This is a genomic window from Streptomyces sp. HUAS MG91 (assembly GCF_040529335.1).
GTDB lineage: Bacteria > Actinomycetota > Actinomycetes > Streptomycetales > Streptomycetaceae > Streptomyces > Streptomyces tabacisoli.
Window position 1 is genome coordinate 3,265,691 of the sequence record NZ_CP159534.1, and the last position, 15,090, is coordinate 3,280,780.

Here is a 15,090-nt window from a genome sequence, read left to right on the forward strand (position 1 = left end):
CGGGGTCGTGGTTCGAGTGGGGAGGGTTACGGGGCCCGGGGCTCAGCGGCCGGGGCTGTGGCGCGGCGGCGGGGGGACCGACTTGAGCGGCGCGGCTTCCGGGACCGCCGCGTACTGTTCGACGCCCGTCTCCTGCGGGGCGGGGACGCCCGCGGACGCCTCCCACGGCGCGGGCACGCTCGTGCCGGGCTCCGCCGTCCAGGCCGCCGTGGGCTCTTCCTCGAACAGGTCGGTGCTCTGCCGCTCGGGCGAGCGCGAGCCCATCGGCGCGGGCGGCAGGACCGCGGGCAGCCGCCACAGCACCTTCGGCAGCGCGCGGCCGAGCGCCTTGGCCCGCACCAGCAGCGGCGTGCCGGTCAGCAGGACCTGGCCGTGCCGGTCGGTCAGCAGCGTCCGGGTGTGGCCGCGTCCGGCGCCCAGCAGCACGACGCGGCACGGCGGGCGGGGCGAGGCGAGGCCCGCGGGCAGCGGGTCGGGCAGTTCGCGGGCGATGAGGAACGGCGGGATGTTGAGGCGGGGCAGCGCCTCCTCCGCGGTGCGGTAGGCCTCGCGCACCGGCGGGCCGTCGAAGTCGCGGTGGACGCCCTCGGCGACGACCACGAGCGAGGCGGGCAGCCGGGCGTCGAGCTGTGCCGCGATGGCCTGGAGCAGCGGCGGTGCGGCCTGGGGGTGCCCCTCGACGCAGAGGGAGGCCGGGCCGGTCGCCGCGTCGAGGAACGCCGCCTGGGTTTCGGTGGCGCCGAGCGCGATCAGCAGGGGCGGGACGGCGTCGGCCTCCGGTGTCACCAGGGGGAGTTCGTCGCGGTTCGCCCGCCACTCGCCCGGCGTGTCCGGGGCCTCGTGCCAGCAGCCGGTGGGGTCCGGCGTCTCCCGTCCGGCGAGGAGCACGCTGACCGACTCGGTGCTGACCAGGACGGCGTAGGGGCGGGCCGGGGCGGCGGCGAGGCGGGCCGCGGTCAGGGCGCGTTCCGCGTCGCGCCACGTCACCGGGTCGCCCAGCAGTCGGCGCAGCAGCCGGCGGTCCTTCCGGTGGACGTACCAGGTCCGCAGGGGCGCGACGAAGGCGTAGGCGGTCACGGCGGTTTCACGTCGGGCCCGGCGCCACGCGCGCCGCCAGCCGCCCAGGCGTTTGGCGACGATCCGCAGCAGCAGGAAGGCCACCAGCAGCGCGCCGGCCACGCCGAGCCAGCGGAAGATCGTGTCCTGGTGCGCCCGGAAGAACGCGAAGGGGTCGACGTTCCTCACGCGGCCAGGACCTCCCGCCGCAGGGCCCGCAGCGCGTAGTGGGTACGGGACTTGACGGTGCCCTTGGGGACGCCGAGCGCCCGCGCGGTGTCCTCGCCCGCCTCGTCGCCGAGGTGCACGCGGGCCAGCACCTCGCGGTGTTCGAAGGAGAGCCGCGCCATGGCCTGCGCGATGAGCTGGCGGTTGACTACGTTGTCAGCGATGTCGGTGCCGACGGGGCGTGTGAGCAGCGGTTCGGGCACGGCGCCCACCGGTATGCAGCGCTCGCGGCGGTGGGCGTCGACGGCGAGGTTGCGCGCGACGGTGAACAGCCAGGCCTGGCGGTGCTCTTCGTCCCGCAGCGCGCCGCGGTCCCAGAACAGCCAGGCCCGCAGCATGGTCTCCTGCACGATGTCCTCGGCCCGGTGGGCGTCGCCCGCGGTGAGCCGCAGGACGTAGCGCAGCAGTCGGGCGCGGTGGGGCTCGGCGGGCGGGACGCCGCCGTCGGATGTTCTTCGCGGCGTGATGGTTCCCTCGCGCGGAGGTGAGGAGGTCCGAGCGGTGCGCATGCTTGCTCCTGAACGGCTCATGGGTGGGGGATCTACCAAGAACGCCCGGCCATAATAGGAATAGCAGACTACGGAAAACCTCAAATGAAGCGCAGATTTTACAAGTTGGCCCCGGCGAGCCGCCTTTGAGCCCGTCGACGCGGCTTCCTGCCTGGTCGGAGCGGTCCTCAATACCCCGAAATTCATCAGCAGTTCGCTTAGGAATTAGAGTGCCGGGCCCCACGGCGCCGCGCCCGAATGCGGCGCCCGGCAAGATATGAATGCCCGTTCGGGCATACGCCCCCGGAGCCGCGCGGAGCGCACGCTCCAGGGGCGCGGGGAACGGCGCGGGAAGAGGCCACCGGACGGTCAGCCGGCCACCGGATCCCGGGCCAGCACCTCCCGGTCCGGCCGCGCGTCCCGATCAGCCGGACGCCCGTATGTCACCAAGAGCGTGACCGCGATATTGGCGGCGAGCGCGACGATCCCGGCGTTCATCCCGAGCACCGGATCCCGCCCGCTGAACACCAGCCCGCACACCACCCCCACCCCGACCACAAGCCCACTCAACGCCCCCACCAGACTCAGCCGCCGCCACACCAGCCCCACCAACAACATCGGCACCAACTGCGCCATCCCCTCATAGGAAATGAGGGACAGCCGCACCAAGGTGTTCGGCGCCGCGTACGTCAGCACCAGCGCGAGCCCCCCGGCGACCACCACGACCACCTGCGACCACGACTTCTGCGCCTGCGACGAGTCCCGCCACCGCGGCACGAGCGAGAACACACTGCTTCCCCACATCGTGCCGATGACCAGCATGAACACCGCCATCGGCACGATCGACGACAGCGCGGCGGCGACCCCGATGATCCCGACGGCCCAGGCCGGCAGCGAGTCGACGACCAGCTTGAACAGCGCCAGGTTCGAGTCGGCGCCGGTCAGCCCGGGCACCACGAACAGCGCGGCCATCCCCAGCAGCATCGGCACGAACAGCAGGACGTTGTAGGCGGGCAGCCAGATGGCGTTGCGCCGCAGCCCGTCGGCACTGCGCGCCCCCAGATACCCGGCGACGGTGGTCGGGAAGATGACGACGGTCAGCGCGTTCAGGAAGGTCGTCGTGGCGAACCAGCCCTCCCCGTAGGGCGATCCCCCGCTCCCCGGCAGCGTCAGCCACGCGCTCTTCTCGTCGACGAGCCGCCCGAGGAAGTCCCCGTACCCGTCGAAGTAGTGCACGGGAACGTACAGCGCGAGGAACGCCAGCGTGACGATGACGAGCAGGTCCTTCAGGACGGACACCCACGCGCTGCCCCGCAGCCCGCTCACGACCACGAACACCGTCGTGACGGCGAAGCCGATGAAATAGGCCCAGTTGAGGCTGATGGAACCGTAGGAGATCGTCGACACGACGACCCCCATCCCCGTGATCTGCAACTGGATGTACGGCAGCAGGAAGACGGTGACCAGCACCGCCACCGCCGCACCCACCCACGGCCGCCCGAACCGGTGGGCCACCATGTCGGTGATCGACACCAGCCCGTGCTGCCGCGCGTAGGCCCACAGCATCGGCCCGACCACGTACCCGACGGCGTATCCGCAGGACATGTACGCGACGACGTACAGCACCGGAGCGCCGAAGTTGTACCCCCACCCGGCGGCCCCGAGATAGCTGAAGCTGGTGTACCCCTCCCCCGCCATCAGCACCCAGATGAACACCGCCCCGAGCGAGCGCCCGCCCACCGACCACTCGGCGAGCCCGCCGCCCCGGCCCCTGCCCCGGACGGCGAGCAGCCCGAGGGCGACGGTGACGACCATGAAGACGCCGAAGAGGGTGGTGGCGACGGCCCCGTCACTCATGCCCGGCCCCCTTGTACTTCTGGTCGCCGCGCCACGTCAGCCACACGGCGACGGGCGTGAGCAGCGTCGCGGCGAGCAGCCACACGAACAGGAACGGCAGCCCGAGCACCACGGGTTCGACACGGTTCACGAACGGGAGCGCGCCGATGTACAGCACGAAGGGCACGAGGAGCCAGAGCAGATGAGGCCGTTTGATCACGGGGACGGAGCCTATCGGGGCGTCATCCGGCTCAGCTTCCCCCACACCACGAGCCGGTACCGGGAGGTGAACTCGGGGGTGCAGGTGGTGAGGGTGATGTAGTACCCGGGCTGCCGGTACCCGGCCGACGGCACGACCCGGCTGCGCGGCACGGGCCCGATCACGCCCCCGTCGGACGCCGACGTCTGCGCGAGCGTCCTGTCGACGACGTACGTGTACGTCGCGTTCTTTGTCTGTACGGAGACGGTGTCGCCGCGGCGCAGCCGGTTGATGTAGCGGAACGGTTCGCCGTGCGTGTTGCGGTGCCCGGCCAGCGCGAAGTTCCCGGCGCCGCCGGGCTGGGCGGTGCCCGGGTAGTGGCCGACGTAGCCGTGGTTGAGGACGTTCGGCTTGCTGACCCCCTGCGCGACGGGCGCCCGCAGGCCGAGGTGCGGGATGGAGATGATCGCGTACGCCTGGTCGTAGGAGGGGCGGGGCGCGGCGGCCGCGGTCCGCCCGGACGAACGCTGCCCGGAGCCGCCGCTCACCTCGGGATCGTCACCGTGGTCGTCGCCGGCCGCGGGAGCGGACGCCCCGCCGTCGTCCGAGGGGCTCTCTTCCGGTCGCTGCTCCCGCTGCTGTCCCCACTGGTGTTCGAGGGACTGCACCTGGCGCTGGGCCCCGGCCCTGGCCTGCCGGTTGGTCCACCACAGCTGATGCACGACGAGCAGCAGCAGGATCAGCCCGAAGGTGACGGCGATCTCGGCGCCGCCCCACAGCACGCGGACGGGGGTGGGCCGGGCGCGGCGTCCCTGCGCCACCACCTGGGGCCTGCTGTCCGTACGCGTACGTTGCGGCACGCGCGCAAGATAGATCGCGCAGGTCCAACTATCCAGAGCGAAGCCGCACCGGGTTCGCTCGTCGGCCCCGGCGCCCCGCGCGGGGCGCACGCCGCGCACAGTCGCGGCCGAAGGCCCCGCGCCCGATCCGGACGGTCCGTCCTGCGGATTCCGGCAGTACGGTGTCCCTCATGCGCCCCGACACGCCTGCCACGCCCGCCGAGAACGACCGTGCCGACCACGTAGCGGAAGCCGAGCGTCTGGAACGCACGGCGGACATGTACCCCGAGGACGCGGAACCGCTGCTCCTCCAGGCCGCCGCCCACTACGAACTGGCCGACGACCGCGAGCGCGCCACGACCCTCTACGACGGCCTGCTCGCATCGCCGGACGTCCACGACCCGTCGCTGATCCGCGCCCTCAAGGCCGCGAACCTGTGGGAGTACGGCCACGAGGCGGAGGCCAACGCCATCATCACGGGCCTGCGCGCCACCGCTCCGCGCGACCCGGCGCCGTGGGTGATCGTCGCGGAGTCCCTGGAGCAGCACGACGAGCTGGAGCAGGCCCACGAGACGTTCACGGAGGCGCTGGAACTCCTGGTCCCGGCGTCGGAGCGGGAGTCGGGCGTGCCCCTCGCCAAGCACCCCCTCCTCCTGGGCCGGCACCGCGTGCGCCGCCTCCTGGGCACCCCGCACGACGAGTGGGACGCCCTCGCCGACCAGGCCAACCGCACCCCGGTCGCCCTCGACGAACTCCACGACCCCAAGCGCCTGTGGTCCCTCGGCTCGGAGAACCCAGCAGAACTCCAGGCCGAGATCTCGCGCCTGCGCGCCGAGCTGGGCACCTACCGCGAGGCGCTGTCCCGCCCGTTCCCGGTGGCGGTCCTGCACTGGCCGTCGACGGAGTACGCGGAACTGATCGCGGCGTACCCGGCGCTGACCTCGGAATACCCCTCCTACGAGGCGCACTTGACGTCGATAGAGGGTTCGCTGAGGGAACTTTCCTCCTCCGGCACGGCGAACCTGGGCATCGTCACGGGCACGGTCCCGTCCTACGAGGCCTTCGCGGCATCGGAGGCCTCGTCCCCGAACGACACGTCGCTGCTACCGCAGTACGCGACGACGCTGGCGGCGCGGGGGCGGGCTGTTGCTTGGCCTCCGGCTTCTGATGCGGGGTGCTGGTGTGGGTCGGGGTCGGCGTACGGGGCTTGCCACGGAACCGGCGCCTGACACCGGTCACGCTCTGCGCACGGCGGGACCTCTTCGGCACAATGCTGGTGTGTCCCGCCCCGTCCCTTCCTCGGCCGCCGTCTCGGCCCGAATGCGCCGCCAGTCCTCCCGCGACACCGCGCCCGAGCTGGCAGTCCGCCGCCTCCTCCACGCGGCGGGCCTGCGCTACCGCCTGAACGTCCCGGTCCCCGGCATGAGCCGCCGCACCATTGACATCACCTTCGGCAAGGACAGAATCGCGGTCTTCATGGACGGCTGCTTCTGGCACGGCTGCCCGCAGCACGCGACGAAACCGAAGGCCAACGCCGACTGGTGGCGAACCAAGCTCGACAAGAACATGGCCCGCGACCGCGAGACCACCCGCCACCTGGAACAGGACGGCTGGACCGTGCTGCGGTTCTGGGAGCACGAGGATCCGGCGGACGTCGCGCGGGCCATCGCCGCCGCGCGGAACTCACAGCCCCGCACAAGTAGACCCAAGCAACAATGAGGACTTAGGACCGCTGTCTGCATCACGCTCTGCCGTCACCACTGATCGTACAAATTTGCTGTTATCACGAGGCAGGGCGGTGACCACGGGCTGGCAGCTCGGCGCGCCCACCACAGGGAACGGGCGCCTCCCACCCGATGTGCGACGTACGGAAGCACTCAGCAGCCAGGGATGCAGCTTCAGAGTCGCCATCGACGACCTCGTCGCCAACTCAATCGACGCTGGCCCCGAGGACGCGATAATCCACTCCCTTCGAGACATTGATGTTCTGGTCAGAACATGACGCGAGGCAAGGACACCACTCGGCGACTGACCGAGTGACCTTGGACCGTCCTGCGACTCTGCGAGCACGAACAGCGGGAGAGCATCGCCGAGCAAGAAACCGACGCCGCACTCCAGAACCTCAAATCGTCCGATGTCAGGGGTAGTTGAAGTACCGGCACCCGCCGCACTGCTCCACCACGCCGGAGCAGCCCGCCAGGGGCTCCAGGCAGCGAAGGCCCCCCTCCCCCCCTCGAGAACCCCTGGCAGGCCAGCGCGCCAGTTACGCGGGCGGCTCCTGGGCCTCCGACTCGACGGGCACCTCGTGCCGCGCGAACGAAACCGTGCGCTCCCCGTCGTCGAACGTGACGATCTCCCCCTCAGGACTGTGGACAACCTGGAACGACCAGTGGCCGTCCCGAACACCCTCGACGTCGTAACTCACACGCCCACCGGACACGGGTAATCCTTTCTGCATCAATAGCAATTTGCCCACCTATGACCGCTTTGCTCCGTTCCGGAGTCCAGCCAACGGAGCCCCGCCCACAACTCGCAAGCCACACGGGGACCTTGAGCGAAACCACGGTACCGGAGCAGTTGCCAGTTCATGCGACTGTAGCCCCACCAGACTCCATGGCTAGTATGCTCAAGAGCAAGTGAAAAGGTCGAGCAGCGCTGCAGAATGCCCCATTTTGACCACTTCAAGTTAAGAAAACTATCTCAGACCAAGATCAATTAACTGAACCGATCGGAGACATGATCGAATTGACAGAGGACTTCAGCGCCTGGTTGAGCGGCTTGCTGGCCTCGCGCAGCATGAGCCAGAAGCAGCTCGCCGAACTGACCGGCGTCACGGCAGCCGCTGTCAACGGGTGGGTCAACGGCAGGTCGGAGCCTCGGTACGAAAAGATCGCGGCGATCGCCGAGGCCCTGGGCGTGGAGATCGAGGACGCAGTCAACAGGCGCGCGCCGGTCTCGCCGGCCCACGAGGCGTCGTGGGCATTCAGGCCGGCGCCGGAGGACGGCGGTCGTGAAGGCGGCAACACCGCAGCCTTCGCGTTCACGCCTAGTCTGAACGTGCTGGCGCGCGAGGCGACTCAGAACAGCCTCGACGAGAAGTGCGACGGTGACGAACCCGTTACCGTGCGCTACATATTGCACGAGCTCACGGGCGCCACCTTGCAGAACTTCCTGGACGCGGTGCAGTGGGATCAGCTGGAACCTCACTTGAGGGCAGCGTCAGACCCTCGACAGAAGGTCGGTCGAGTTCTGCTCGACGGGCTAAATGAATTGAAGCGAAGCGGTCGACTCGTGCTGCTCCGCGTGGACGACTACAACGCGTCCGGACTCACTGGCCCTGAGTACGAGGACGGCCGTTTCGCACGTGTGGTCAGGCGCACCTTGGACAGCGGGAAGGCCGGCTCCGCAGGTGGCTCCTACGGCTTGGGAAAGGCCGCGCTGTGGGCAGCCAGTCGTTTCGGATTGGTGCTCGTAAGCAGCACCCTTTCGGTCCCCGAGGACGGACGCACCGAGCGACGTGTCACCGGACGCCTGGAGCTTCCCTGGCACCGGATGAGCGGTATGGACTACGCGGGTCCCGCATGGTTCGGAGTGGAGGCGCCAGGCCTTCAACACACCGCCAACTCCTGGTGGAGCGACAAGGATTCGACCAAGCGCCTCTATCTGGAGCGGGACGACGCACGACCCGGAACTTCGTTCCTCGTGGTCGGCGCCTACGACGGCTCGGGTGAAGCCGAGGAGCTCGACGAGATGCACGAGCGTCTGGTGTCGAGCCTCGCACGCAACTTCTGGGCCTCGATGGTGGGTGGCGAGTTCGAGAAGCCCAAGCTCCGTGCTTCCGTCAGCGCCTTCCGTAACGGCACAGTCGTGAAGCATGAGCAGGTGATCGACCCACATGTCTACGAGCCTACGCGCTCCCGAGCGGTGAAGGCCTTCCTGGACGGCACGACCGTCTCCGAGCTCACCGACCGGTCGCAGGTTCTGGAGGCAGCGGTCCCACTCGGACTCAAGCGCCGGAAGGACGAGCCCAGCTCGATCGATCCTGGGGTTCACGAGGCTGTCCTGCTTGTGGCGATCGCCGATGAGCAGGACGCGAACCCCGATCAGATCTCCTACATGCGCGCCACCCGCATGGTGGTGAAGCAGAAGCGTGTCGGCGACCTGCCGCTCGGGCACCGTCCGTTCCAGGCAGTACTCCTCGCCGGTACCGCGACACGACGCGAGTCGCCCGACACCGAAGCGGCCGAGTTCATGTTGCGCACGGCCGAGCCGCCGGACCACAACGACTGGGTGAGCACAGAGGACCTCACCGCGACTTACGAGCGAGGTGCCCGCCAGAAGATCATCGACTTCAAGAAGGAAGCGGAACAGCGTGTACGTGAGGTCCTCCGCAACAGCGAGCAGGAAGAGCCACAACGCGAAGGGCCAGAAGTACTAAGAGACCTTCTACGTCTCGACCGTCCCCGACTACCACGCACTCAGGGTTACCCGACGGTTCAGGCCGTCGAGGGTCACGTGGACGACGAAGGAGCCTGGCGGGTCGCAGTGACGGTGAGGCTACCCAGACGCGAGGATCCCTGGCTCCTGACCGCTACGCCCATGTTCCTTTCCCGTTCGGGAGGAGCGGTCCCGGTGAAGTGGGAAGACGTCACCCCGGTCGAAGGCTGCTCCCTCACCTCGCAAGGGAATCTGGCCTTCGAGGAAGGGGCGACGCGCGGCAAATTCAGCGGAATCACCGATCCCGAAAGTCACCCGGTGAACGGAGCGATGTCTCAGATCTCGGTCGACGTGCGGCGCGCGAAGGAGTTCGACGCATGAGAACTGCATTTCCCTACCCCGTACTCAGTAGCGACGTGAATCTCCGTGTGGAAAAAGTCTTCGTGGAGAACAAGCCGGTTCCCATCAGCCGGGTGAACGACCGCGATCAGATCGTTGCTCTGGATGATCTGGACACCGGAACGAAGGGCTGGGCTGAAGTCCGTCTGAACGTGTCCGCATCTGTCGACGCGCGCGAGTTGAGGGGTGGACCGTGGATCGGCATCTCGTGCATGGCGGTTCTCACCAACCGGAAAACGAAAGTCCATCAGGCATTCGAACTGCGTGAGAGGGAGCCAGGATCCTGGGTTGGCGAGATCGAGATCCACCGGCTGGAACATGTAGAGCGAAGCCAGATCAACGCTCAGATCGTAGCGGAGTATGACGGTGTCCCGGGGCGACTCATTGGATTCACCGCACTTCCTTGGCAAGTCGACTTCGAGTCCCGACGCCCGGTAGAAGAGCGCTCCCTCAAGATGAAGTGGCTCGACTTCGACGATCCCTCCAACGACCACCTCAAAGAATTCAAGGAAAGTCCTTGGCTTCTGGATTTCGAGGGAGGAGAGCCGGTCCTGTGCCTCAACTCTTCTTTGGACGGTTTTCGAGGCGTACTCGAAAATGCCGCTACTCAGGAACAGAAACTTGTTCGCGAGGTCCTCTCTTCTCAGATTGCTTCGGAGACATGGATCTCTCTATTCAACTCCGCCGCATACAATTGCGAGGTCGTTGAGGGCGAACCGGTATGGCCCAGTGGATGGCAGGCAGACGTTCTGCGGAAAATGCTCCCGGATGTCTTCCCTGCTATGGGTGCCGACGAAGCCCTATCGATGCTTGTCGAGGCCCGCATCAATGGCGAGGACGGAACGAATATCCAGCGCCTCGTCGCGCATGCAGCAGGAATCCAGTCCCGTAAATCTCGAAAGATTACGACCACGCTCCGGGACCTGCGCCGCATGGCGAACCAGAAGGGTGACAAGTAGAAATGGCCAAGACGTTCGAATACCCCGACAAGATCGGAAGAATCTCGGACTCCGTGGCGAACAAGGCCGTCACTCGAAACCTGCTCGACGGAGGCCCACTTCCAATCGAGATGTTGGTGCGCGGATCGACTGAGACAACAGACGAATCGCCCCGATGGGAGGCTGCAGAGCTGCGGGGGTTGCTCGAAGAAGCCATGTCGCGTTTCCGTGATGATAAACCTTCTGCTTCCGATGCCTGGCTCGCCCCCCGCTTGCATTACACACTGCGCCTCACCAGGGCGGAGGCAGTCGACACCACGTTGTGGAACTTCATCGCACTGCGAGTTGCTCCAGATTTCGTGCGCTGGCGGTGGGGGAAAGTGAAGGACGGCCGACTGGTAGTCAGCCAAGCCGCTCGATTCAGCGGCCCCTGGTACAAGCAGAGTTTCTCCCTCCTGTGGTGGGCAGCGGAAATATTCCGAGACGGTGAAGACTATCGACCTGTCGAAAGTGCGTGCCGGAATCAGGACGTTCTCAACACAGCCCTTCGTCTCAATATCTGCCATCACCGGCCCACCGCTCAGGCCATGGTGGAGCTCATCGAGGACGGCACCATTCGCACTGGTCGCGAACTTAATGGACTGGTGCGTGCGGTCACCACTGCCGACAGCACCCTGGTGTATGAGCGACTGGGGCCGGACCAGCCCAGGGACCATTCCATCCATCAGGAGTGGGTCGAGACTGGCCACCTGGACAGCGTTTACGACCCCGAACGAATCCCTACAGGCCCGATGGATGGATCAGTTCCGTATCGATCCGTCGAAGAGCTCTCGAAGCTATACAAGGAACTCTTCAAGGGCGCGCACGTAAGGGGCAAGAAGAACTGAGACAATAGGTTGCAGAAACGTTCCCGGAAATAATTCCAGCGTCTCGATGATTTATCGAATTATTGATACGAGGAAGACGAAACAGGAGGATGAAATGCGATTTGTTGACGTATGTTCAGGAGGCGGCGGACTTGCGCTGGGGTTGGAGCAAGCGGGCTTCACTCCAGCACTCTTGGTCGACAACAACAAGGACGCGTGCAATACGCTTCGCGAGAACCGTCCGGAATGGAAGGTTCTCGAAGAAGATTTGCTTGATTTTGTTCCTGACGAGCACAAGGAGAGCTACGACGTCGATCTGCTGTCTGCTGGCCTTCCTCGCGTAAACGCAGTAACGGCCGCCAAGAAGGGGGAACTCTATGAAGAGGTAAAGCTACTGGAAGCCACTGCGCTTCTGGTTCACCCGCTCCGCCCCAAGGCTCTCCTGGTCGAGAACTCGCCGGACCTCGTGGAATCACCGAGATTCGAATCTGTAAGAGCCACGTTTCGTGAGGAGTTGGACCATCTCGGATATCGGTACAAGTGGTTCGTCCTCAATGCCGCCGACTTCGGAGTACCTCAGGACCGAAAGCAGGGCGTTCTGGTGGCGCTGAGGGAAGACTACTTCGGCAGCTTCCGACCTCCGGCTCCCACGGTGACATCGCACACATCTCTCGGAGAGGCCCTGCTGCCGTCGATGTCGTCCAAGGGGTGGCACGGCGCCGAAGATTGGGCTGCTCAAGCCACGAGCCTAGCGCCCACCCTGATCGGCGGATCCAAGAAACACGGCGGTGCCGACCTGGGACAGACCGGCTCGAAGCGTGCGTGGGCGCGCATGGGGATCTGTGGCCTGTCACTCGAGAACGACGTCCCCAAGCCCGACTTCGACTGGAGGCCCGGCAATGACGGCGAGGCCAGGCTCAGGATCACCGTTGATCAAGCAGCCATCCTGCAGTCCTTCCCGCAGGAGTGGACGATCACAGGGAAGAAGACCGCTCGCTTCCGTCAGATCGCTCCGGCCTGCCCGCCTCCGGTCGGCAAGGCACTCGGAACTGCCATCGCCGCAGCCCTGAACGGCTGACGAGGTACCTCGACGGCCCCTTTCTGTCACAGGTTGACGGACGGGGCCGAGCACCGTGTCGCGCCGGCTACACTTCCTCCCCATGACCAGCACTCAACAACACTCGCCCCGACCTGCAGATTTCCACATCGTGGACCTCTTTGCGGGACCTGGTGGCCTCGATGTGGCGGCTGACGTGCTGGGAGTGTCGACCGTTGGGATCGAATTCGATGCCAACGCCTGTGCAACTCGCAAACTGGCGGGGCTGTCGACCGTCCAAGGCGACGTTCGCAGTTCGGACCCTATTCACTTTCCTAGTGCCAACGTGCTTACCGGCGGACCTCCCTGTCAGACTTTCACTGTGGCGGGCAATGGTGCGGGACGTCGCGCGCTCGACGATGTACTGAAATTCGTTCAGCGAGTAGTTGACCGCGACGCTCCGCAGAATATTGATCTAGACCTTTCAGAAATGGAAGATGAACGGACCGGCCTGGTCCTGGAACCTCTTCGCTGGGCTCTGAAAGCCATCGATGATGAACGACTCTCACCTTACGAAGCAATCATTCTGGAACAGGTACCAGCAGTACTCCCCGTCTGGGAGGAGTACGCCAAGGCCCTCTTCAACGAGGGGTACTGGGCAACGACCGGGATGCTGCGCACGGAACAGTTCGGAGTTCCACAAACTCGACGTCGAGCCGTCCTCATCGCCTGCCGAAGAGATGGGCTGACCGGGCTCTCCGAAGAAGCCGTCGAGCTGCCGAAAGCCACGCATCAGCCGTATCGAAAAGGTGAGGAGCGCTGGCCTTTCGGCTCCAAACCCGAGCCGTGGGTAACCATGGGCGATGTCCTGCCGCATCGCCCCAAGCCCTTTAAAGTGGTCTCCAACTACGGCACCGGTGGTGATCCGAAGGCCCGCGGAGAGCGCTACTCCTACCACCCTGCAGCCACGGTCACGGGGAAGATCTCTCGCAACAGGGTTGTGAAGGATGGAATCGATTTGGAACGCTTCTCAGCCTCCGAGGCAGGCCTGCTCCAGTCATTCCCTGCCGCATATCCTTGGGCTGGCGGGGACATCTCTCAACAGATCGGCAATGCAGTACCTCCCAAGCTGGCGCTGCATATCCTCAGTACGGCCTTGGGGTTCGGTGCTCCCACTAAGGCGACGCTCGAAAAGCTTGCCTCCTGGCAGCCGCCCGTCTGAGAAGCCGCGACGCAGGATTGCGCTCTCCGCTCGACCGTCACGATCCGCTTAAGCGGAAGCGGCCCGCTCGGAAGCGGGCCTGGCGGGAAGTCTTCGAGTGTCCTGAGTGCCGAGATCCGTTGCCTTGGGGACAGGGGCCGGGGGCGGAGTGCCGGTCGTGCACGGGCCGACCGGAGCAGGACTTCGGCGTGGGCGGTGGCTACGGCGAAGTGCGGCGGGTGCTACGGGAGCGGGTGGGGACGCGGTGCTCGTGATCGGACGTTTTGCGAATCCGGCGCCAGAAAACAATCCAAGATCGTTCTTGCTCAATTGGGCAAGAACGATCTTGGGAACGCGCCTCAGAGATCAGTAGGTGAGCGTGAGCCGGCTCTCCGGCTTGCCGATCATGTGACCCGACAGACCTCCGGCCGCGTCGGCTGTCGGCGTGACGGTCAGTCGGGGAACCGCCGCACGGTCGGCGCTCCACGCCTCGATGTGCGCGATCAGATCGTGGGCGAGCGCCTTTCCGTTCGTCCCGTATCCGGCCGCACCGAGCTGGAACGGACGCTCGAGATCAGCCCCTTCGCGGTGCACGGTCATGTAGGCGAGGGAGTCTCCCTCAACCAGCGCGGGGCTGCGGACCGGGATTGCAGGCCTGCGCACCAGACCCTTCTCCAGCGCCTCGGGGGTGACTTCCAGACGGCATACGCGATCGTCGCTCGCCGTGGCTCGCAGCCACACCCCGTCGAACGGCTCCTCACCGCCGACCCGACAGTCGGACAGGACCTCGTGAAGCGAGGCGTCCGCCAGGGTGTCGGTCAGCGCGTCTACGTCGACGTCCTGGTCCTCGTCGTAGTGGACGCGGATCGTGCTGTCGGTGTTGAGCGGCTCCGTCCTCTCACCGCTCTGCCCGATGATAGGGACGAAGCCGCACAGCTCCACTCCGTCTGAGACGAGGGAGTTGCCGCGACGGGTCAGGGCGACGGAGCGAGTCTGACCGCGCCACCGCAGGGGGAGCACGAGTCGGCCGCCGTCGGCCAACTGGTTCCACCAGGTCACCGGGATGTCCCAGACACCGACGGTGGCGATGATCCGGTCGTACGGGGCGTTCTCCCACGCGCTGAGCAGGCCGTCGCGCTCGATGACCTTGACGCGTGAGTACCCCGCGGTGTTGAGGGTGGTCCTGGCGTGCAGGGCCACATCAGAATCGATGTCGACGGTAGTGACCCGTCCTGCGCCGACGAGTTCTGCAAGCAGCGCGGCGTTGTAGCCGGTGCCCGCGCCGACCTCGAGGACGTTGTCGCCGGGCTGTGCATCGAGCTGAGCGAGCATCATCGCCACGATGGAGGGCACGGACGCGCAGGACAGGGCGAGCGGGCCGTCGGGGTTCTCCTTGATGGTCACGGCCTGGTCCGTGTACGCCTTCTCGAGCTCGAGGCCAGGGAGGAAGGCGTCACGGGGCACACGCCGCATCACCCGCTCCACCTCGGCGGGCAGACTCCGCCTGCTGAGAATCTCGTCGACGAGCCCGTTTCGCAGTTCGTCGGCCGTAGGGGTCTGGCTCACA

Annotated in this window: 14 protein-coding genes; 7 read left to right on the top strand and 7 right to left on the bottom strand. The window is 66.3% G+C overall.

Annotation, left to right across the window (positions count from 1 at the left end):
- Positions 1-42 precede the first annotated feature (42 nt).
- The 5 genes from ABII15_RS14830 to ABII15_RS14850 form a co-directional block, all read right to left on the bottom strand.
- The gene (locus ABII15_RS14830) at positions 43-1,245 is read right to left on the bottom strand and encodes a hypothetical protein (protein WP_353942797.1); all 1,203 of its coding nucleotides are present in this window, start codon (positions 1,243-1,245) and stop codon (positions 43-45) included.
- A complete protein-coding gene (locus ABII15_RS14835) occupies positions 1,242-1,793 on the bottom strand; it encodes a sigma-70 family RNA polymerase sigma factor (protein WP_353942798.1) in 552 nt (183 codons plus the stop codon). The genes ABII15_RS14830 and ABII15_RS14835 overlap by 4 nt, the downstream gene beginning before the upstream one ends.
- A gap of 348 nt (positions 1,794-2,141) precedes the next feature.
- On the bottom strand, positions 2,142-3,629 hold the full coding sequence (locus tag ABII15_RS14840; protein ID WP_353942799.1) for a sodium:solute symporter family protein: 1,488 nt from the start codon (positions 3,627-3,629) through the stop codon (positions 2,142-2,144).
- Positions 3,622-3,828, bottom strand: a complete 207-nt coding sequence (locus ABII15_RS14845) for a DUF3311 domain-containing protein (RefSeq protein ID WP_353942800.1) — start codon at positions 3,826-3,828, stop codon at positions 3,622-3,624. The genes ABII15_RS14840 and ABII15_RS14845 overlap by 8 nt, the downstream gene beginning before the upstream one ends.
- A gap of 11 nt (positions 3,829-3,839) precedes the next feature.
- The gene (locus ABII15_RS14850) at positions 3,840-4,631 is read right to left on the bottom strand and encodes a class E sortase (RefSeq protein WP_353947063.1); all 792 of its coding nucleotides are present in this window, start codon (positions 4,629-4,631) and stop codon (positions 3,840-3,842) included.
- Between the two features lie 206 nt (positions 4,632-4,837).
- Between ABII15_RS14850 and ABII15_RS14855 the strand changes: the two genes are divergently transcribed.
- Together ABII15_RS14855 and ABII15_RS14860 are read left to right on the top strand one after the other, a co-directional pair.
- Positions 4,838-5,875 (top strand): SEC-C domain-containing protein, encoded by a 1,038-nt coding sequence (locus ABII15_RS14855; RefSeq protein ID WP_353942801.1) that lies wholly within the window; start codon positions 4,838-4,840, stop codon positions 5,873-5,875.
- A 49-nt stretch (positions 5,876-5,924) separates the two neighbouring features.
- Positions 5,925-6,365, top strand: a complete 441-nt coding sequence (locus tag ABII15_RS14860; RefSeq protein WP_353942802.1) for a very short patch repair endonuclease — start codon at positions 5,925-5,927, stop codon at positions 6,363-6,365.
- Positions 6,366-6,909: 544 nt separating this feature from the next.
- On the opposite strand, the gene ABII15_RS14865 is transcribed toward ABII15_RS14860, so the two are convergent.
- Positions 6,910-7,086: a hypothetical protein gene (locus ABII15_RS14865; protein ID WP_353942803.1), complete on the bottom strand. Its 177-nt coding sequence runs from the start codon at positions 7,084-7,086 to the stop codon at positions 6,910-6,912.
- A 296-nt stretch (positions 7,087-7,382) separates the two neighbouring features.
- On the opposite strand from ABII15_RS14865, the gene ABII15_RS14870 reads away from it, so the two are divergent.
- The 5 genes from ABII15_RS14870 (at position 7,383) to ABII15_RS14890 (ending at position 13,544) form a co-directional block, all read left to right on the top strand.
- Complete coding sequence (locus tag ABII15_RS14870) at positions 7,383-9,464, top strand: helix-turn-helix domain-containing protein (RefSeq protein ID WP_353942804.1); 2,082 nt, start codon at positions 7,383-7,385, stop codon at positions 9,462-9,464.
- Positions 9,461-10,441: a hypothetical protein gene (locus tag ABII15_RS14875; protein WP_353942805.1), complete on the top strand. Its 981-nt coding sequence runs from the start codon at positions 9,461-9,463 to the stop codon at positions 10,439-10,441. Before ABII15_RS14870 ends, ABII15_RS14875 begins: the two co-directional genes overlap by 4 nt.
- 2 nt (positions 10,442-10,443) lie before the next feature.
- Entirely contained in the window at positions 10,444-11,307 is an 864-nt protein-coding gene (locus ABII15_RS14880; protein ID WP_353942806.1) for a DUF6339 family protein, read from the top strand.
- A gap of 94 nt (positions 11,308-11,401) precedes the next feature.
- Positions 11,402-12,364: a DNA cytosine methyltransferase gene (locus ABII15_RS14885; protein WP_353942807.1), complete on the top strand. Its 963-nt coding sequence runs from the start codon at positions 11,402-11,404 to the stop codon at positions 12,362-12,364.
- Positions 12,365-12,446: 82 nt separating this feature from the next.
- A complete protein-coding gene (locus ABII15_RS14890) occupies positions 12,447-13,544 on the top strand; it encodes a DNA cytosine methyltransferase (protein WP_353942808.1) in 1,098 nt (365 codons plus the stop codon).
- Positions 13,545-13,889: 345 nt separating this feature from the next.
- On the opposite strand, the gene fxlM is transcribed toward ABII15_RS14890, so the two are convergent.
- A complete protein-coding gene (fxlM, locus tag ABII15_RS14895; RefSeq protein WP_353942809.1) occupies positions 13,890-15,089 on the bottom strand; it encodes a methyltransferase, FxLD system in 1,200 nt (399 codons plus the stop codon).
- Position 15,090 lies beyond the last annotated feature (1 nt).